Below are 17,701 nucleotides of genomic sequence, written 5' to 3' on the forward strand. Positions count from 1 at the left end.
TCGAAGGGAACAGGCAGTGGCTTCTCGACTCAACCCCTACATTCAGTTCGACGGCGACGCCCGCCCGGCCATGGAGTTCTACCAGCAGGTGTTCGGCGGGGAGTTGGCCCTGAACACCTTCGGCGAGACGGGCGCCCCGGGTGCCGAGCAGGTGGCGGACAAGATCATGCACGCCATGCTCGACACCCCGTCCGGCTACACCCTGATGGCCTCGGACACGCCGCCCGGCATGGAGTACAGGCCGGGCCGCGACATCTCGCTCTCGCTCAGCGGCGACGACGCCGACGAGCTGCGCGGCTACTGGGCGAAGCTTTCCGAAGGCGGTGTGATCGGCGTGCCCCTGGAGAAGCAGATGTGGGGCGACGTCTTCGGCATGTGCACCGACCGCTTCGGGATCGCCTGGATGGTCAACATCACGGAACCGCAGGGATGAACGCCTCGGCCTCCAGGGCGCGCGCCGTGTGCAGGACGGGCGTCGGCGGCCGCGGCACCCGCAGGGCCGGCTGATGTTCGTGGGTCCGGTGCGAGAACCAGGTGAGCGTGCCGGACCTGCCCGTACACACGCCCCAGCCGTCGCTGAGCGCCGCCACCCGGGCGAGCCCCGGATGCAGCCCCGTGGCGTCCCGCAGAACACCCGGCTGCGTGCCGGACACGGCCGTGATCAGGTGGCGCCCGTTCCACCACATCTCCACGGTGTGCGCGCCACCGGCCCGGGGCTCGCCGGCCAGACGCAGCAGGATGTCGACACAGCTGCCGACCGGCCGCACATAGGCGCCGAGCCCCCAACCCAGCAGCCGTGCGGTCACATCGCGGTCCACGAGCGCGATGTCCTGCGTGGTGACCCCCGCGTCGATGTGGACGTAACGCGGATCCATGCCGTTCATCCTTTCTGTCTCTGGGGGCTCACCCGGCGCTCACTCACGGTGAGTGGTGGTGTCGGGAGAGTCACATACAGGTTCGGGTCATTACTCCGTTCGTGCAACTCGGAGCCGGCCCGCGCCCGCCGCGCCCGCCGTACGCTGGCGCGATGACGACTCGAATGATCATCCTCAACGGCGGTTCCAGCGCCGGGAAATCAGGCATCGTACGGTGCCTGCAGGAGCTGCTCCCCGAGCCCTGGCTGGCGTTCGGCGCTGACTCGTTCGTCGACGCGCTGCCCGCGCGGATGCAGTCGGGGGAGGAGGGCATCGACATCGCGCCGGACGGCACGGTGCAGGTCGGCGAGGCCTTCCGCACCCTGGAGACCGCCTGGACCGAGGGCGTCGTCACGATGGCGCGGGCCGGCGCCCGCATCGTCATCGACGAGATCTTCCTGGGCGGCGCCGCCTCCCAGCGGCGCTGGCTGAGGGCCCTCGGTGACCTGGACGCGCTGTGGGTGGGCGTGCACTGCGAGCCCGAGGTCGCCGCCGAGCGCGAGGTGGCGCGCGGCGACCGGACGCGGGGCATGGCGGCCGCCCAGGCGAAGACCGTCCACGAGGGCGTGGTCTACGACCTGGAGGTCGACACGACCTCCACCGGCCCGATGGAGTGTGCGCGCGTCATCGCGGCCCGCGTGGCCTGAGCCGCCGCCCGGCGCCGCTTCAGGCGTCGCCGAGCGGCTCGCCCGCCGGGCCCTCGTGGTGCGGCGCGGGATCGCGCGGGCCCGCGGGAGCGCTGTTCCAGCGTTCGAGCCGCCAGCCGTCGGTGGGGGAGCCGGTCACCACGACCATCCCCGTGTTGTCCAGGTGCTGGTCGGCCGCTTCGCCGGGGTCGAGGCTGCCCGCGCGGGCCGCGGTCCACATGCGGATCGCGGCGCCGTGACTGACCATGGCCGCGGTCCGGGCGCCGCCCGCGGCGGCCTCGGCGACGACCTCGTCGAACCGGGATAGGGCCGTGCGCCCGGTCTCGCCGCCCGGCATCCGCCGGTCCAGGTCTCCGGCGGCCCAGGCGAGCGCCGTCGTCAGATAGGTGGTGATGGCCGCCTCGTCGCCCCGCATCTCGAGCTCGCCCGCGGAGATCTCCCGGATGCCGGGCCGGATCATGATGTCGAGCCCGCGCGCCCGCGCCAGCGGCGTCGCCGTCAACTGGGTGCGCAGCAGCGTCGACGCGTACAGGGCGTCGATCGACTCGTCCGCGAGCGCGCCGGGCAGTGCCGCCGCCTGCCGCTGCCCGAGTGTCGTCAGCCCCGGGCCCGGCTCCGCCGTGTCCAGGAGGCGCTTCAGGTTCGACGGTGTCTGACCGTGCCGGATGAGCAACAGACGCATACGAGGGCCGCCTTCGGACTTGTGGATCAACGGTGCCTACTCTGCCATCCGGCCTGGTGGGGACGCGCCCCCGATGGAGTGATGGCCGGTGGGCGACGCGGAGGGGCGGATATGAATGAACCCCGAATGACCCCCTGTACGTGAAAAATCCCCCCACAAGAGGAGTCTGTTCGATGTCCATTCGTCTGGTGTTGAGCGCCGCCGCCGGAGCCCTCGCCCTGCTGGCCGCCGCCCCCGCGGCCCAGGCCGCCGCGCCCGGAGGCTCGGTGACGGTCGACCGCGTGGGCCACGTCTCGGCCGACGGCACGGTGTCGCTGTCCGGCACCTACAGCTGTTCCGGCGCCGAGGGCCCCGCCTTCGTCTCGTCCTCCGTGCGCGACGCCGAGAACCCGAACCTGCGACGTGGCATCGGCGGCACCCGCGCCGTGTGCGACGGCGCCGAGCACGCCTGGCACAACACGGGCCAGGTGCCCGAGGGTGCCGTCGAGCCGGGCGAGGCCGAGGTCGAAGCGACGGTCCTCGAACTGGCCCCGGAGGGCGGCCTGCCCGTGCCGCGCTTCCATGCGACGGGGCAGCAGGACGTGCTGCTGGTCGCCGGCGACTGACGGAGCGTCCGAAGGCGGCCCGAACCGCCGAGGGCCCGGGTGCGTCAGTGCCCCGCGGGTCCCCGGCGCCCGGGCCGCCTCGGCGGGCCGTGCACCTCGGTGAGCGCCCGCCGCACGGCCAGCCGGCCCGCCGCGCGGAACGCGCCGGCGTGCGAGTCGACCTCGTGCACCCGCACGCCACGCAGGACGACGGCCACGGCCGGCCGGGACTCCGGGCCGAGCGCCGCCAGTTCCGCCCGGAGCCCCTCCTCCACGGCGGCCGCGTACTCGGCCAGTTCCGCGGCCGGCACCGGGCGGCGCCGCTCCAGGCTCGCGTGCACCTCGAAGGTGAAGCCCGGCTCCCACGGCTCGAAGTCCACGACGATCTCCGCGAAGTCGGCGGGGCAGCCGGCCTGGCGCGCGTACACGACCCGCAGGTCCCGCAGCGGGCGCGGCGGGAAGGCGGCGGCTGGGGTGTCCTCGGAGGTCATGGGAGCACGTTAGGGCCTCTTGGCGCGGCAGGCCGTGGCCCCGGCCCCGCCCGCTCGTTGGGCAGTCCGTGGTTGACACGGGGAAAACCGTTCCTGCGCCGCGCGACCAGCACGGGGAGCCAGGACAGGACGACGCGAGGACGCGGGCGGCGACGTACGCCGCGACGCCGATCTACGACGCGCTCGTGGCGCGCTGGCAGGCGCTCGGCCGCGAGGTGCCCGGACGGCCGGACGCGACCGGGACCCGGCGCGGGGAACCGGCGGACCTCTTCGGCCGGGGCTGATCCACAGCACTCACCCACCGGGAGGGGGGGTGACGTGCTCATGGTTGGCAAGGTACTGTGCATTGCATGGAACCAGGCAAGGCGAGTAAGCGCGACGCGGGGAAGGCGGCCAGCCAGCTCCGCAAGGGCGTGCTCGAGTACTGCGTCCTGGCGCTGATGCGCGACGGCCCGCTGTACGGAGTGGAGCTGCTGCGCAGGCTGGAGGAGAGCGGGGCGCTGGCCACGAGCCAAGGCACCGTCTATCCGCTGCTGGCCCGGCTCAGGCGGGACGAGCTCGTCGAGACGAGCTGGCAGGAATCGGCGTCCGGACCGCCGCGGCGCTACTACGAACTGACCGCGGCGGGCCATGCCGCACTCGCCGAGTTCACCCACGTCTGGCCTGCGTTCCGCGACGCCGTGGACCACTTTCTCGCCCCGTCACGGCAGGGCGACCACCGATCAGGAGACACCCCATGAAGACCGCCGAGCAGTCGGCCCGGATCCAGGACTACCTCGTATCGGTGGAGCGTGAGGCCGCGGGGCTGCCCGCCGAGCGCAGGCAGGAACTGATCGCGGACCTGGCCGAACACATAGCGGTGGCCCTCGCCGAGCGCCCCGGCACCGAGACCGAGGTGCTGCGCGAGCTGGGGGATCCGCGCGCCATCGCCGCGACCGCGCTGGCCGAGGCCGGCGTCGCCGCGCCCGCCAAGGGCGGGGTGCACCCGGTGGCCCCCGTGCTGCTCCTGGCGCTCGCCTCGCCGGCCGCACTCGTGTGGTCGTTCCTGCAGCTCGGCTGCTGGATCGTGGGCCTCGTCCTGCTGTGGATGTCCGCGCGCTGGACGGCCGCGCACAAGACGGTCGGCACCCTGCTCGGCGTCGTCGGCCCCGTCGTCGTCTCCCTCGCGATGGCCACCGTCGACCCGGCCGGCGAGCTGCCGCAGATGCTGTTCGCCCTGGGTGTCATCGCGCTGGGCGTCGCGGGCGGTGTCTACCTCTGGTTCACGCGCAAGCGCTGATCCGCCACCCCGCGCACACGGCCGGGGAACGCTGACGCCGCCACGGGGGGAGCGGCGTCAGCGTGTGCCGAGTGTGACACGGGCGCGCCCTCGGGCGCGCCCGATTCGTTCGAGAACCTCCGGCTCACGCGCCCGTGGTGAGCGCGGCGACGTCCGCCAGGACCCGGGCCGCCGGAGCCGGATCGACCAGCCACCTCAAGTGGCTGCCCGGGAGCGTGCGCACGTCGTACGGATTGTCCGGGGTCAGCGCGTCCCCCTCCCTGATCAGCCGGTCCTGCAACGCGAGCGGCAGGCTCGTGTCGTCCGCCAGGCGGACGTACGTCTTCGGGATCCGGCCCCACGTAGCCGGCTGCGCCCGGTCTCCCGAGCCGCCCACGTCCAGGTTCTCGTCCGGCTGGAACGTGTTCAGGAACGTCAGGAACTGCTCGTCCGTGACGTCCGCCGCGAACGCGGAGCGGAACGCGGCGAGCGCCGCCGGGTCCGCGGTGCGGAAGTTGACCCGGATCAGGCCCAGTTCGGCCGGGTTCCCGGCCAGTGCGAGCGCCAGCGACCCCGCGTCCACGCCGGCCATCTCCGGCTCCGCGTAGTAGTCGCCGACATCCAGGTCGACCGGGCACCACGCCGACACGTACACGAGGCGGTCGACGAGATCGGGCCGGGCGTTGGCCGCCGCCGTCGCCGTGACCCCGCCGCGGCTGTGCGAGACGAGGATCACCGGCCCGTTCCGCTTCGCCCGTTCCAGCACGCCGATCAGATGCGCCGCGTTGTCGGCGAGCGTGACGCCCTTGATGGCGCCCGGCGCCTCGGCCAGCGCCGCCGTGTCCTGCGGCGCCTGGTACGCGTACGTGTAGGTGGCCGCGAAGCCGTGCCCGGGCAGGTCCACCGCGACCGACCGGTGCCCCAGCAGGCCGAGCTCGGCCTGGAGCGGCGCGAACGAGAAGGAGTTCGCGAACGCGCCGTGGACCAGCACGAAGGTCGGTTGCATCAGGTGGGTTCGCTCTCTGCCGTCGGGGGTGCCGCTGCCGTCGCACGCTACGCAGCCGATCATCATCGGCGCCACCGGTTTCGGGGCCTCCGCTCGCGGAGTACGGTCCGCCCGGCGCCGCTCACCCGACTGCCGCGCCCCGGGGGCGGACGTCCGCCGCCGATGGCACGGTGAAGTCGTGGCTGCCGCCGCGCTCCGTTAATCCCCCCGGCGGGCGCGGCGGCCCACACTCTCCCCGAACTGCCTACGCCTGCGCGGAGTTCTCCCGCGCCGGCTGCTCCGCGAGCAGGTGCAGCGCCGAGTCCCGGGTGTCCGCCACATGGGCCCGCGCCAGTTCCTCGGCCCGTGCCTCGTCGCCGTCCCGGATCGCCTCGAAGAGCCGCTCGTGCGCCCCGCACATCGGCTCGCCGTCCGCCTGCCCCGACGTGAGCCGGAACAGCCGGCGCAGCCGCGAGTCCAGCGGCGCCATCACGTCGACGAGCAGCGGATTGCCCGACAGCTCCACGATCCGCCGGTGGAAGTCCGCGTTGAGCGACACCGCCGCGCGCAGCCGGCCCGACTCGGACGCCCTGCGGGCCCGCGCGAGCAGCTTCTCCAGGTCCTTCAGCTCGGCCGGGGTCGCCCCGCGGGCGACCAGCCGGGCCGCGAGCCCCTCCAGGTTCTCCCGGATGTCGAACAGGTGCGCCGCGTCCTCGGGTCCGAAGCCGGCCACCACCGAACCCCGGCGCGGCTGCACCGTGAGGAAGCCCTCCGAGGCGAGCCGCTGCATCGCCTCGCGCACCGGCACCCGGGACACCCGCAGCTCGTCGGCGACCTCCCGCTCGACCAGGCGCATCCCCGCCGGGTACTGCCCCTCGATGATCCGCTCGCGCAGCTCCACGTAGACCCGCTCGCGCAGGGACCGATGGGTGTCCCCGATGGCGGTGTCGGCGGTCGTGAGGGGCGTCGGCATGACGGGAGCTCCAGGCGGTGCTGAGACGGGTGGTGCAGAGCCGATCTTCGCAGACCCGGTGACCCGGCAGGAAAATCCGTGCCCGAGAAGCATTGTCTGGTATTCGGTATACCAGTTACGTTGACGTCGCACCGCGCTCACCAGCCACTTTCCCAGAGGCTCGGCCGAGCTGTACGACTCAAGGAGATGACATGCGCGAGGCTGCCGCCCCGCCCGAACCCGCCGCCCTGCTCGGAGCGACGCTCCCCGACGGCCGCACCGTCGACGTCCGCCTGCGCGGCGGCCGGGTGCACGCCGTCGAGGAACACGTCCCCGGCCGGACCCCGGCACCGGACGAGCTGCCCCTGCACGGGGCGCTGCTGCTGCCCGCGTTCGTGGACGGCCACGCCCACCTCGACAAGACCTTCCTCGGCGGGCCCTGGCAGCCGCACCGAGAGACCGCCACCCTCCAGGAGCAGATCGCCTCCGAGCGCGCCGCCCGGACCGGGTCGCCGGTGCCGGTCGTGGAGCGGGCCGCCGCCCTCGCCCACCGGATGGTCGCGCACGGCACCGGGCACGTCCGCAGCCACGTCGACATCGACCTCGCGACCGGACTCGACCACCTCCACGCCGTGCAGACGGTCCGTGAACAGTTCCGCGACCGGCTCGGCATCCAGATCGTGGCCTTCCCGCAGAGCGGTGTCATCGCCGCGCCCGGCGTCGCCGACCTGCTGGACGCCGCGCTCGCCGAGGGCGCCGACCTGATCGGCGGCCTCGACCCGGCCGGCTTCGACCAGGACGCGTCCGGCCAGCTCGACATCGTCTTCGGTCTCGCCGAACGCCACGGCAAGGGCATCGACATCCACCTCCACGACGGAGGCGAGAGCGGCACCGCGCAGCTGCGCGACATCGCCGCCCGCGCCGCCGCCCTCGGCCTCGGCGGCCACGTCGCCGTCTCCCACGCCTACGCCCTCGGCGACGTCGACGACACCGAACTCGACCGCACCGCCAAGGCCCTCGCGACCGCCGGCGTCTCGATCATGACCAACGGACCGCGCGGCCCTCTCCCGCCCGTCCTGCGCCTGCGCGAGCACGGCGTCCGCGTCTTCGGCGGCTCCGACAACATCCGCGACACCTGGTGGCCGTACGGCACCGGCGACATGCTCGAGCGCGCCACGATCATCGGCCTGCGCTCCGGCCTCATGACCGACGCCGAACTCCACCACGCCGCCGCCCTCGTCACCGACGAGGCCGCCGCCGCGCTCGGACTCACCGACTACGGGCTCACCCCCGGCAGCCGCGCCGACCTCGTCGCCGTCGCCGCCGGGTCCGTCGCCGAGGCCGTCGCCGCGCACCCGCGCCGCGTCGCCGTCCTCCACGCGGGCCGCGTCGTCGGACCCGGGCCGATCGACTCGTACCCGAGGTACGCACCGGCGGGAGACACCAGATGACGACCACCACCGACAGCCCGGCACGTCCCGACGCCGCGCCGGGCGCCGAGGAGCAGAGCACCGGGCGGCTCGCCGCGGGCCGCATCGGCACCTTCGACCTCGTGTTCTTCGTCGTGGCCGCCGCGGCCCCGCTCACCGTCCTGGCCGGAGTCGCCCCCTTCGCGATCGGCATCGGCGGCGCCGGTGCGCCCCTGGCCTACCTGGTCTCCGGCGCCCTGCTCGCCCTCTTCGCCGCGGGCTTCACCGCGATGAGCCGTCACGTCCGCAACGCCGGCGCCTTCTACGCGTACGTCGCCCGAGGCCTCGGCCGCGCGCTCGGCGTCGGCACCGCCTATGTCGCCGTCGTCTCCTACAACCTCGTCACCCCGGGCGTCGCCGCCGCCTTCGGCTACTTCGCCACCGGCTCCGTCCGGGACGCCACCGGCGCCGACGTGCCGTGGTGGCTGCTCTCCGGCGTGTGCGTGGCCGCGGTCGGCGTGCTCGGCTGGCTGCGCGTCACCCTGAGCGCCAAGGTTCTCGGCGTCGCGCTCGTCCTCGAGGTCCTCTCCCTGCTGGTCATGGACGGCGGCATCATCGGCGACCGCGGCACCGCCGCGCTCGACCCCGCCTCCTTCGACCCGTCGACCCTCGCCGTCGGCGGCGCGGCCGGCATGTTCGTCCTGGTCATCGGCGCGTTCACCGGATTCGAGTCCACCGCGATCTTCGCCGAGGAGGTCCGCGACCCGCAGCGCACCGTGCCCCGCGCCACGTTCATCGCGATCGGCTTCCTCGCCGTGTTCTACGCGGCCGGCTGCTGGCTCGTCATGGGCGCGTTCGGCACCGGCCGCGCCGTGGAACTCGCCCGGGCCGCCGCCGGACCCGATCTCACCTTCACCGCCGCCGAGATGTACGCGGGGCCGTGGCTCGCGGACGCCATGCACGGCCTCATCGTGGTCAGCGCCTTCGCCGCGACGCTCGCCTTCCACAACGCCGGTGCCCGCTACCTCTACGCGCTCGGCCGGGAGGGCCTGCTGCCCCGGCGGCTCGGCGCGGTGTCCCGCCGGCACGGATCGCCGAGCGGCGCCGTCGTCGCGCAGACCCTGTTCAACCTCGCCCTGATCGGCGGCGGCGCCCTGCTCGCGGCCGACCCGTACGGGGAGGTGTTCCTCTGGACGAACAGTGTCGGCGTCCTCGGCATCATGGGCATGCAGGCACTGGCGGCCCTCGCCGTCTGGGCGTACTTCCGCCACGACCGCAAGGGCATGTCGGCCTTCCGCGTGGTCTGGGCGCCGCTCGTGTCCTGCGCGGGCCTGGCCCTGCTCACCGTTCTCGCAGTGATCCACTTCGACCTGCTCACCGGCCGCACCGGACTCACGAACACGGTGCTGCTCGTGCCGCTCCCGCTGGTCCTCGCCGCGGGCCTGGCCGTGGCCTTCCGTATCCGCCGCCGCGACCCCGAGCGGTACGCGTCGCTGACCACGGTCGACGTCGAGCGCGACTGACCCTGTCCGCACCCCGACGGCCCCTGCCTCATCTCCCGGTGAGGCAGGGGCCGTCGGTGGTGCGTGGCCGCCGGATCGGACAGGATCGGCCCATGACGAACGAGTACGGGGAAGCCATACCGGCACCGGGCGAGGGCCGCCTCCACGTCCGACGGGCGGGCACGGGCGCGCCCGTCGTGCTGCTGCACGGCGCCGGCATGGACGCGCGACTCTGGGACGCAGTCGCCCCCGATCTGGCCCGCCACCACCACGTCATCCGCTACGACGCGCGCGGCCTCGGCCGCTCGACACCGCCGACGACCTGGTTCAGCGACGTCACGGACCTGCGCGCCGTGCTCGACCACTGCGGTGTGGAGCGGGCGGCGCTGGTCGGCCTGAGCATGGGCGGCGAGACCGCGCTCGACTTCGCCCTCGCCCACCCCGAGCGGGTCACGTCCCTGGCCCTGGTCGCCTCTTCCCTCGGCGGTCACCCCTGGCCCGACACCCCGGACACCGCCGCCTACGGCGCGGCCCGACGGTCGGGCGACGCGGTCGAACCGGCCGCGCTGGAACTGTCGGTGTGGGCCGCCCTCGGACGGGAGGCGCCCGGGGGAGCGCTCGTCGAGCGGATGGTGACGGAGAACGCGGAGCGACGGCTCGTCAGCGAGGCCTGGCTGCCCGGCACCCAGGACCGCGACGCGGCGTCCCGGCTCGCGGAGATCAGCGCCCCCACCCTGGTCGTCCACGGCACCCACGACCACCCGGAGATCGCGGTCATCGCCGGGTGCCTGGTCAAGGGCGTCCGGGACGCGTACGGCGAGATCCTGCCCGGCGCCGACCACTATCTGCCGCTGCGGGTGCCGGCCCGGCTGACCGCACTGCTGCTGGCCCACCTGTCCGACGCGCCGGGTGGTCCGCCGGGCCGTCGGCGCTGAACACGGCAGGGCTCAGGCGCCCACCGTGCCGTCCACGCCCTCGCGCAGGAAGTCCGCGTGGCCGTTGTGGCGGCCGTACTCCAGGAGCACGTGGACCATCACCATCCGCAGCGACACCTGCTCCTCCCAGCGCGGCTGGTACCCGGCCACGTCCAGGGACGCGGCCGCGCGCTCGACGCGCCGGGAGTGCTCCACCTCTGCCTCCCACGCGCCGAACGCCTCGGCGCGGCTCGAGCCGGTCGCGTCGTACGCGGCCTGGAAGTCGACCTTGTCGGACCAGACCATCGGCACGTCGTGATCCTCGAACACCCGGCGGAACCAGGCACGTTCGACCTCCGCCATGTGCCGCACGAGGCCGAGCAGCGTGAGCGTCGACGGCGGCATCGACCGCTGCTTCAGCTCCTCGTCGCCGAGCCCCTCGCACTTCATGGCGAGCGTCGCCCGCTGATAGTCGAGAAACGCCCGCAGCGTCTCACCCGCTCGTCGCCGAAACTCGGCGGTCCCACACGGTGATCGACGGTCACTGGACCCCTGCCCCTCGTCCTTGCCTGCGGTGATCGACGGCAAGTATCCCCGCTCAGCCGCGCAGCAGGCGGGCGACCTCGTCCTGGCCGCGCAGCTCGGCCTGCTCCAGGGCTGTCGTGCCGTCCTTGTCCTCGATGGAGCGGTCGGCGCCGGCCGCCAGCAGCAGCCGCACGCTCTCCTGGTGGTCCTCGCCGCCGTCGCCGAGGATGACGGCCTCCAGCAGGGCGGTCCAGCCGAGGTCGTTGACATGGTCGACGTCGACGTCGATGTCCGGGTTGGTGGTGACCTCGCGGATGTAGTCGACGTGCCCGTGCTCGCCGGCCGGGATCAGGGACGTACCGCCGTAGCGGTTCACGATCGTGTAGTCGGGGTCGGCCTGCGCGAGGGTGCGGGCCATCGCGGCGCTGCCCGTCACCCCGGTCACCAGCCAGGGCGTGTCGTGCTGCCCGTCGAGGGCGTCGGGGTCGGCGCCCGCGTCGACGAGGGCCTTCGCGGCGGCCACGTGGTCGCCGGACGCGGCCAGGAGCAGCGCGGTGCGTTCGTCGCCGTCTCGGGTCTCCAGGTCGGCGCCGCGCTCGACGGCCGTACGGACGGCGTCGGCGTCGCCCGAGCGGGCGGCCCGGAGCAGGTCGGCGTTCGCTGAGCGGGACGGGTCCGACTCCCTGGCGGCGGAGGAGCTCGAGCGGCCGGACCCGTTTCCCCGGGGCTCGGCCGTGCACGCGCTCGCGAGGACGAGCAGACCGGTGATCGCGACGAACACGAGAGTGTGGCGGCGGGGAGATGCGGCCATGGTGCTTCCCTTCTCGGCGCTGGTGGTGCCGGCCGCGCCGGCGATGTGCGAACAGGCGGTGGCGGACGACCGTGGCCGCCCGCCACCGCCGTTCGTACAGGGGGTGACGCTCTATGAACGAATCGTCGGAGGCGTGAGGGGGTCAGAAGGGCTTGGTCGGCAGGTACTTGCCGTCCAGCGTGATGACCGCGCGCTCGCCGCCGTCGGGGTCGGCGACCTTCTTCACGTCCAGCTTGAAGTTGATCGCGGAGATGATGCCGTCGCCGAACTGCTCGTGGACGAGGGCCTTCAGGGTGGTGCCGTAGACCTGGAGCATCTCGTAGAAGCGGTAGATCGTCGGGTCGGTGGGGATGCCGCCCGGGATGGAGCCGCGGGTCGGGATGGTCTGGAGGAGGAGGACCGCCTCCTCGTCGAGGCCGAGCAGCTCGCCGACGGCCTGGGCGGACGCCTCGGGCAGGGCGTGCTGGCCGAGGACGGCGGCCGTCACGAACGCCGGGGACAGACCGGCCGCGTCGGAGATCTGCTGCCACGACAGGTCGCGCTGCGTCTTGGCGGCCACGGCGGCGATGGCGACGGCCTCACGGGCCTCGGGGGAGAACTGGGCGTGGATCATGAGGAGTTCCTTTCGTGCGGGGCCGGGAGTGGGGTCCCGGCCCCCAGGGAGGTGGGGGGAATCTGTGGGGTGGGGTGTGGGGAGTCGGGCCCGCGGTTCAGGCGGCCGGCACCGGGGTGCGGGTGCCCGTCTCGAGCACCTCGACGGAGCCGGAGGCGATGTCGAACACCCAGCCGTGCAGGGTGAGCCGCCGCTGGGCGAGGGCGCTGACGACGGAGGGGTGGGTGCCGAGGTTCTGCAACTGGGCGACCACGTTGGCGCGGACCAGGGTGGCCACGCGGGAGGAGGCCGACTGGCCGGCCGGGTCCGCCGCCGTACGGGCCCGGGCGCGGGCTCCGTCCGCGTGCCGCAGCCAGTCCGCGATGACCGGCGCCGCCGACAGGTCGTGCTCCTCGGCCAGGGCGGTCATCGCGCCGCAGGACGAGTGCCCGCAGACGACGATGTCCTGGACGCCGAGCACGGAGACGGCGTACTCGATGCTCGCGGCGACACCGTCCGAACCCGGCGCGTACGCCGGGACCAGATTGCCCGCGGTCCGGATGACGAACAGCTGGCCCGGCTCGCTCTGCGTGATCAGCTCGGGCGGCACCCGGGCGTCGGAACAGCCGATGAACAGCGTCTCCGGCCGGTGCTCCGACGCGAGCTGGGCGAACAGGTCTCGCTTGCCGGGGAAGACGTCGCGGCGGAAATGCGCGACACCGTCGAAAAGCTTGTCCATCCGTCACTCCCTTCGGGTCCTGCCGAACCCCCTGGGTGGGCCGGCAGGAACAACCCTGCACGACCTGGTCCTATAGTGTCCAAGACTTGATATCCATGACTCCTATTGATGACATCTATAGAAGGTCCTATAGTGCTCACATGGGTCCTGAGCTGCGACATCTCCGCTACCTCATCGCCGTGGCGGAGAACGGGAACTTCACGCGGGCCGCGGAGGAACTGCGCATTTCGCAGCCCACCCTGTCCCAGCAGATCAAGCAGCTGGAGCGGGTGGTCGGCGCCCAGCTCCTCGACCGCGGCGGACGCGGCGTCCACCTCACGGACGCCGGCGAGGCCTACGTCCACTACGCGCGCCGCGCCCTGCGGGAGCTGGCCGCCGCCGACCGCGCCGTGCTCGACGTCGCCGACCTCTCGCGCGGTCATCTGCGCCTCGCGATGACGCCGACCTTCACCGCGTACCTGATCGGTCCGCTCGTGCGCGCGATGCACGAGCGGCACCCCGGCATCACGCTCGACGTGCGCGAGATGGCCAAGGACCGGATGGAGGCGAGCCTGCTGGCCGACGAGATCGACCTCGGTATCGCCTTCGAGGGGCCGCACCTGCCAGGGATCGGCGCCGACGCCCTGTTCACCGAGACGCTGAGCCTGGTCGTCGCCGCGTCCGCCGCACCCGACCCGGACCGCGCCGCGCTCCCGGTACGCCGCCTCGCCGAGCGCCAACTCGCCCTGCTCAGCAGCGACTTCGTGACCCGCGAGCACGTCGACGCCTACCTCGCCGAGCATCGCGTCACCCCGCCCATCGTCGTCGAGGCCAACTCCGTCCAGGCGATCACCGAGATCGTGCAGCGCGTCCCGGGCCTCGCCACCGTGCTGCCCGACGCCGTGACGGACGACCACCCGCACCTCGTTCCCGTCGCGCTCGATCCGCCGCTGCCCGCCCGCCGCGTCGCGCTCCTGCACCGTGAGAGCGGCTACCGCAGCGCCGCCGCCCGGGCGTTCACCGCTCTCGCGAACGGGCTCGTCCGGGAGCGGGGATACGCGACCGCCTGAGGGGCGCCGTGATTTCCGTATACCGAAGTGCCCCGTCGGGTGGGTGCGATGGTGGTCGATTGTCCTGATTTCCCCTCCGCGTCGGCCGATATGGGATCCCATCTTTGCCTCGGGGGTGGAATTTGGTATACAAAAAGTGACATGCCTGTGTCGTCGTCCTCAGCCGCCGCCCCGACCGCCTCTTCCCCTCATCCGCGCCGCTGGTGGGCGCTGAGCGTCCTCGGGCTGGCCCAGCTGATGATCCTGCTCGACAGCACGATCGTGAACGTGGCCCTGCCGTCCCTGCAGACCGAACTCGGCATGAGCGACGGCGACCGCCCCTGGGTGGTCACCTCCTACACCGTCGCCTTCGGCGGCCTCCTCCTGCTCGCCGGGCGCGTCGCCGACCACCTGGGCCGCAAGCGTGTCTTCGCGATCGGCCTCGGCGGCTTCGCCCTCGCCTCCGCCGCGGCCGGCCTCGCGCCCACCGCACAGGCGCTGTTCGCGGCGCGCGCCGTCCAGGGCGCGTTCGCCGCGCTGCTCGCCGCCTCCGCGCTCGCGCTCGTCGCCACCACCTTCACCGACCCGCGCGAACGCCGCCGCGCCATCGCCCTCTTCGGCGCGCTCGGCGGCGCCGGCGCCTCGCTCGGTGTCGTCCTCGGCGGCTTCCTCACCCAGTGGTTCGGCTGGCGCTGGTGCCTCCTGGTCAACGTGCCCATCGCCCTCGCCGCCCTGCTCGGCACCGTCTGGACCCCGCCGGACCTCACCCGCCGCCTCACCGGCCGCATCGACATCGCCGGTGCCGTGCTCGGCTGCGGCGGCCTGACCGCCCTCGTCTACGGCTGCAGCCAGGCCGAGGCGCAGGGCTGGACCGGCCCGACCGTGCTCGGTTCCCTGATCGGCGGCACCGTCATGCTCGGCGCCTTCGCCTGGTGGCAGACCCGCGCGACGACCCCGCTGCTCCCGCCGCGCCTCATGAAGGACCGGCGCCGCGTCGCCTCCCTGCTCGCGGGCGCCGCGCTCATGGCGGGCCAGCTGTCGGTCGCGCTGTACCTCACGTACTACCTGCAGACCGTCCTGGACTGGTCCGCCGTCGCCAGCGGCCTCGGCTTCCTGCCGATCAGCCTCGTGACCACGGGCACCGCCACCCAGCTCGGCACCCGTCTGCTGCCCCGCCTCGGGCCGCGCGTCATGATGACCGCCGGCCTGTTCATCTCCGCGTGCGGCCTCTTCCAGCTCACGCTCCTGACGCCGGACTCCACGTACGCGGGGAACGTCCTGCCCGCGCTCGTCACCTTCAGCGTCGGCAACGGCGGCAGCTTCCTCGCCATCATGACCGGCGTCACCTCGAACGTCCCCGAGCAGGACTCCGGCATCGCGTCCGCCGCCGTGAACTCGGCTCAGCAGGTGGGCGGTTCGATCGGCTCGGCGGTCTTCAACACGGTCGCCGCGAGCGTGGCGGCCACAGCGGTGGGCGGGACCCGGGCCGCGGCTCTGGAGGGCTTCACCCTGGCGATCTGGTGCCCCCTGGTCGCTCTGCTCCTCGCGGCGATCGCCACGGCGTCCCTGGCGGGGCCGCCCCGCCGGACCCCGCGCCCGGTCCCTGACGCGATACCGCGGCCGGCGGCTTCAGCGGTCGGTGAACAGGGCCGTTCCGCGCAGTCGATCTCTGGCGAATGAGCCGGCGGGCACGGCAAGGTCGGGGTCATGAACGACGAACTCCGCCTCGTGCGGGCGGGATCCCTCCGGTCGGGCTGTCGGATCAGCGGGCCCGACACCGGACCACCCCTCGTGCTGCTGCACGCCCTGGGGGAGGACAGCCGCGACTGGTCCGGCGTCGCTCCCGCCCTCGCCCGCACCCACCGGGTTTACGCCCTCGATCTGCGTGGACACGGCCGTAGCGAATGGCCCGGTACCTACAGCGTCGAAGCCATGCGCGACGACGTCCTCGGGTGCCTCGACGCCCTCGGCCTCGACCGCGTCGACGTCGTCGGGCACTCGATGGGCGGCGTCGTGGCCGCTCTGCTCGCGATGCACCGGCCCGCGCGCGTCCACCGGCTCGTCCTCGAGGACGTACCGCTGCTGCGCCCCCGCGAACCGAAGCCCGCGACCCGGCCGGACGGTGCGCTCTCGTTCGACTGGGACGTCGTGGCCGCGATCCGGGCGCAGCTCGACCACCCCGACCCCGCCTGGGCGGAAGGGCTCCGGGACATCACGGCCCCCACCCTCGCCGTGGCGGGCGGCCCCGAGAGTCACGTGCCGCAGGAGGACATCGCCGAACTGGCCCGCCGCGTCCCCGACGCCCGCCTCGTCACGATCCCGGCCGGCCATCTCGTCCATCACACACGACCCCACGAGTTCCTCGACGCGGTGCTGCCTTTCCTGAGTGGCGACGGGGTGTAATTTCCGTGGCGCGCCGCCCCTTTGCGGACGTTTTGTATGTAGATCATGGATTCTGTCCGTCGACACCGTAGTCGACCAGAAAGCCACTTCATGCGCTTCCGCAGATCCTCCCGCTGGGTGCCCGTGACCGCCGCCGCGTTCGTCGCCGTCGGCCTCACCGCCGCGCCGGCCGTCGCAGACGGCGCCGAGTACGCCCGGTACACCCTGGACGCGGCGCCTCCGGCCTCCACCGGAACGGTGACCTCCGCCGCGACCGGCGGGCCGCAGGGGACGTTCACGACGAACAGCACGCGGCCGCGCGTCTCGGCCGGCGGCTCGGCCTTCCTCGGCGAGCAGACCCCGTTCGGCCAGGTCTACGGATCCTCGCAGGGCACGCCCTATCTGAACCTCGCCACGGCCGCCGGGCGCACCCCGTCGACCACCAGCTTCACGTTCGACCAGGTCCCGACGCCCGGCGGCTGGGGCATCGCGCTCGGCGACATCGACGCCGACGACGTGAAGATCACCGCCACCGGTCCGGACGGGCAGCCGCTGACCGCGCAGCAGCTCGGCTTCCAGGAGTCGTTCAACTACTGCGACGCCAGCCCTCGCCCCTCCACCTGCACCGGCGGCACGTACACCGACGAACCCACCTGGAACGCGGCGACCCAGACCCTGCACGGCAGCGGCACCGACACCTCCGGCGCCTCCGCCTGGCTGCGCCCCACCGCCGAGGTCCGCACTCTCACCCTGACCTTCTCCGTACGGACCGGCATCCCCGCCTACCAGGTGTGGTTCACCGCGCAGACGGCGAACGTCAGCGGCAACGTCGCGACCGAGAGCGGCGACCCGCTCCCCGAGGGCACGGTCCTCGAACTGCGCCGGCCCGACGGCACGCCCGTCCTGGACGACGCCAACGAGCCCGTCACCGCCACGCCCGACGCGGACGGCGACTACACCTTCTCCGACGTGGCCGCCGGTGGCTACACGGTCCATGTCACCCCGCCGCACGGCTACGAAGTGAAGGGCGCGGACACCGAGAAGGCCGACGCCGCACACGGAGACGCGACGGGCGTCGACTTCACGGTCGCGCCGTCCGAGGGCGACTGCACCTGCGAGGGGCCCGGCACGCCCGGCTACGGGGACTGATCGACCCGCACCCCGGCACAGAACAGCGGCCGGGGGGGGGGGGGGGGCGCCCCCCCCCCCCCCGGGCGCCCGGGGGGGGGGGGGGGGGGCGCCGGCGCTGCGGGGTTCCGCGGGGGGGGGGCCGGGGGGGGCCCCCG

21 protein-coding genes and 1 pseudogene are annotated in these 17,701 nt (G+C 73.4%); 13 read left to right on the forward strand and 9 right to left on the reverse strand.

Features of this window, described 5'->3' with window-relative positions; genetic code table 11:
- Positions 1–16: 16 nt before the first annotated feature.
- Positions 17–433 (forward strand): VOC family protein, encoded by a 417-nt coding sequence (locus ACIBTU_RS01635; RefSeq protein WP_399123862.1) that lies wholly within the window; start codon positions 17–19, stop codon positions 431–433.
- Here ACIBTU_RS01635 and ACIBTU_RS01640 read toward each other — a convergent pair.
- Positions 414–875 carry a pep a2 gene (locus tag ACIBTU_RS01640; RefSeq protein ID WP_399123863.1) on the reverse strand — a complete coding sequence of 154 codons (462 nt, stop codon included), beginning with the start codon at positions 873–875 and terminating at the stop codon, positions 414–416. The genes ACIBTU_RS01635 and ACIBTU_RS01640 overlap by 20 nt on opposite strands.
- A gap of 152 nt (positions 876–1,027) precedes the next feature.
- On the opposite strand from ACIBTU_RS01640, the gene cpt reads away from it, so the two are divergent.
- On the forward strand, positions 1,028–1,561 hold the full coding sequence (cpt, locus tag ACIBTU_RS01645) for a chloramphenicol phosphotransferase CPT (protein ID WP_399123864.1): 534 nt from the start codon (positions 1,028–1,030) through the stop codon (positions 1,559–1,561).
- A gap of 19 nt (positions 1,562–1,580) precedes the next feature.
- Here the strand turns inward: cpt and ACIBTU_RS01650 are convergent, their stop codons facing one another.
- Positions 1,581–2,243, reverse strand: coding sequence for a histidine phosphatase family protein (locus ACIBTU_RS01650; protein ID WP_399123865.1), 663 nt, complete (start codon positions 2,241–2,243; stop codon positions 1,581–1,583).
- 173 nt (positions 2,244–2,416) lie between these two features.
- Between ACIBTU_RS01650 and ACIBTU_RS01655 the strand changes: the two genes are divergently transcribed.
- A complete protein-coding gene (locus ACIBTU_RS01655) occupies positions 2,417–2,848 on the forward strand; it encodes a DUF6299 family protein (RefSeq protein WP_399123866.1) in 432 nt (143 codons plus the stop codon).
- Positions 2,849–2,892: 44 nt separating this feature from the next.
- On the opposite strand, the gene ACIBTU_RS01660 is transcribed toward ACIBTU_RS01655, so the two are convergent.
- Positions 2,893–3,318, reverse strand: a complete 426-nt coding sequence (locus ACIBTU_RS01660) for a hypothetical protein (protein WP_399123867.1) — start codon at positions 3,316–3,318, stop codon at positions 2,893–2,895.
- Positions 3,319–3,386: 68 nt separating this feature from the next.
- Between ACIBTU_RS01660 and ACIBTU_RS01665 the strand changes: the two genes are divergently transcribed.
- The 3 genes from ACIBTU_RS01665 to ACIBTU_RS01675 all read left to right on the forward strand — a co-directional run bounded on the left by ACIBTU_RS01665 (position 3,387) and on the right by ACIBTU_RS01675 (position 4,597).
- Positions 3,387–3,602 (forward strand): hypothetical protein, encoded by a 216-nt coding sequence (locus ACIBTU_RS01665; protein ID WP_399123868.1) that lies wholly within the window; start codon positions 3,387–3,389, stop codon positions 3,600–3,602.
- 66 nt (positions 3,603–3,668) lie between these two features.
- Complete coding sequence (locus tag ACIBTU_RS01670; protein WP_399123869.1) at positions 3,669–4,058, forward strand: PadR family transcriptional regulator; 390 nt, start codon at positions 3,669–3,671, stop codon at positions 4,056–4,058.
- Positions 4,055–4,597: an HAAS signaling domain-containing protein gene (locus ACIBTU_RS01675; protein ID WP_399123870.1), complete on the forward strand. Its 543-nt coding sequence runs from the start codon at positions 4,055–4,057 to the stop codon at positions 4,595–4,597. Before ACIBTU_RS01670 ends, ACIBTU_RS01675 begins: the two co-directional genes overlap by 4 nt.
- 124 nt (positions 4,598–4,721) lie before the next feature.
- Here the strand turns inward: ACIBTU_RS01675 and ACIBTU_RS01680 are convergent, their stop codons facing one another.
- Together ACIBTU_RS01680 and ACIBTU_RS01685 are read right to left on the reverse strand one after the other, a co-directional pair.
- The gene (locus ACIBTU_RS01680; protein WP_399123871.1) at positions 4,722–5,582 is read right to left on the reverse strand and encodes an alpha/beta hydrolase; all 861 of its coding nucleotides are present in this window, start codon (positions 5,580–5,582) and stop codon (positions 4,722–4,724) included.
- Between the two features lie 244 nt (positions 5,583–5,826).
- Positions 5,827–6,534 carry a GntR family transcriptional regulator gene (locus ACIBTU_RS01685; RefSeq protein ID WP_399123872.1) on the reverse strand — a complete coding sequence of 236 codons (708 nt, stop codon included), beginning with the start codon at positions 6,532–6,534 and terminating at the stop codon, positions 5,827–5,829.
- Between the two features lie 191 nt (positions 6,535–6,725).
- On the opposite strand from ACIBTU_RS01685, the gene ACIBTU_RS01690 reads away from it, so the two are divergent.
- The 3 genes from ACIBTU_RS01690 (at position 6,726) to ACIBTU_RS01700 (ending at position 10,359) form a co-directional block, all read left to right on the forward strand.
- The gene (locus ACIBTU_RS01690) at positions 6,726–7,964 is read left to right on the forward strand and encodes an amidohydrolase family protein (RefSeq protein ID WP_399123873.1); all 1,239 of its coding nucleotides are present in this window, start codon (positions 6,726–6,728) and stop codon (positions 7,962–7,964) included.
- Entirely contained in the window at positions 7,961–9,445 is a 1,485-nt protein-coding gene (locus ACIBTU_RS01695; protein ID WP_399123874.1) for an APC family permease, read from the forward strand. The genes ACIBTU_RS01690 and ACIBTU_RS01695 overlap by 4 nt, the downstream gene beginning before the upstream one ends.
- 92 nt (positions 9,446–9,537) lie before the next feature.
- On the forward strand, positions 9,538–10,359 hold the full coding sequence (locus ACIBTU_RS01700) for an alpha/beta fold hydrolase (protein WP_399123875.1): 822 nt from the start codon (positions 9,538–9,540) through the stop codon (positions 10,357–10,359).
- Positions 10,360–10,371: 12 nt separating this feature from the next.
- Here ACIBTU_RS01700 and ACIBTU_RS01705 read toward each other — a convergent pair.
- The 4 genes and pseudogenes from ACIBTU_RS01705 to ACIBTU_RS01720 form a co-directional block, all read right to left on the reverse strand.
- A pseudogene (locus ACIBTU_RS01705) lies at positions 10,372–10,883 on the reverse strand (DinB family protein).
- Between the two features lie 53 nt (positions 10,884–10,936).
- A complete protein-coding gene (locus tag ACIBTU_RS01710; RefSeq protein ID WP_399123876.1) occupies positions 10,937–11,674 on the reverse strand; it encodes an ankyrin repeat domain-containing protein in 738 nt (245 codons plus the stop codon).
- A 142-nt stretch (positions 11,675–11,816) separates the two neighbouring features.
- The gene (gene cynS, locus ACIBTU_RS01715; RefSeq protein ID WP_399123877.1) at positions 11,817–12,287 is read right to left on the reverse strand and encodes a cyanase; all 471 of its coding nucleotides are present in this window, start codon (positions 12,285–12,287) and stop codon (positions 11,817–11,819) included.
- A gap of 97 nt (positions 12,288–12,384) precedes the next feature.
- Positions 12,385–13,005, reverse strand: a complete 621-nt coding sequence (locus ACIBTU_RS01720; protein ID WP_399123878.1) for a carbonic anhydrase — start codon at positions 13,003–13,005, stop codon at positions 12,385–12,387.
- Between the two features lie 140 nt (positions 13,006–13,145).
- Between ACIBTU_RS01720 and cynR the strand changes: the two genes are divergently transcribed.
- From cynR to ACIBTU_RS01740, 4 genes are all read left to right on the forward strand, one after another.
- Positions 13,146–14,054 (forward strand): transcriptional regulator CynR, encoded by a 909-nt coding sequence (gene cynR, locus ACIBTU_RS01725; protein ID WP_399123879.1) that lies wholly within the window; start codon positions 13,146–13,148, stop codon positions 14,052–14,054.
- A 141-nt stretch (positions 14,055–14,195) separates the two neighbouring features.
- The gene (locus ACIBTU_RS01730; protein ID WP_399123880.1) at positions 14,196–15,713 is read left to right on the forward strand and encodes an MFS transporter; all 1,518 of its coding nucleotides are present in this window, start codon (positions 14,196–14,198) and stop codon (positions 15,711–15,713) included.
- Positions 15,714–15,740: 27 nt separating this feature from the next.
- Positions 15,741–16,436 carry an alpha/beta fold hydrolase gene (locus ACIBTU_RS01735; protein ID WP_399123881.1) on the forward strand — a complete coding sequence of 232 codons (696 nt, stop codon included), beginning with the start codon at positions 15,741–15,743 and terminating at the stop codon, positions 16,434–16,436.
- 90 nt (positions 16,437–16,526) lie between these two features.
- Positions 16,527–17,564 carry an SdrD B-like domain-containing protein gene (locus ACIBTU_RS01740; protein WP_399123882.1) on the forward strand — a complete coding sequence of 346 codons (1,038 nt, stop codon included), beginning with the start codon at positions 16,527–16,529 and terminating at the stop codon, positions 17,562–17,564.
- Positions 17,565–17,701 lie beyond the last annotated feature (137 nt).

Origin of the sequence: Streptomyces sp. NPDC050145 (assembly GCF_044460245.1) — a bacterium.
In the GTDB taxonomy this organism is placed as follows: Bacteria; Actinomycetota; Actinomycetes; order Streptomycetales; family Streptomycetaceae; genus Streptomyces.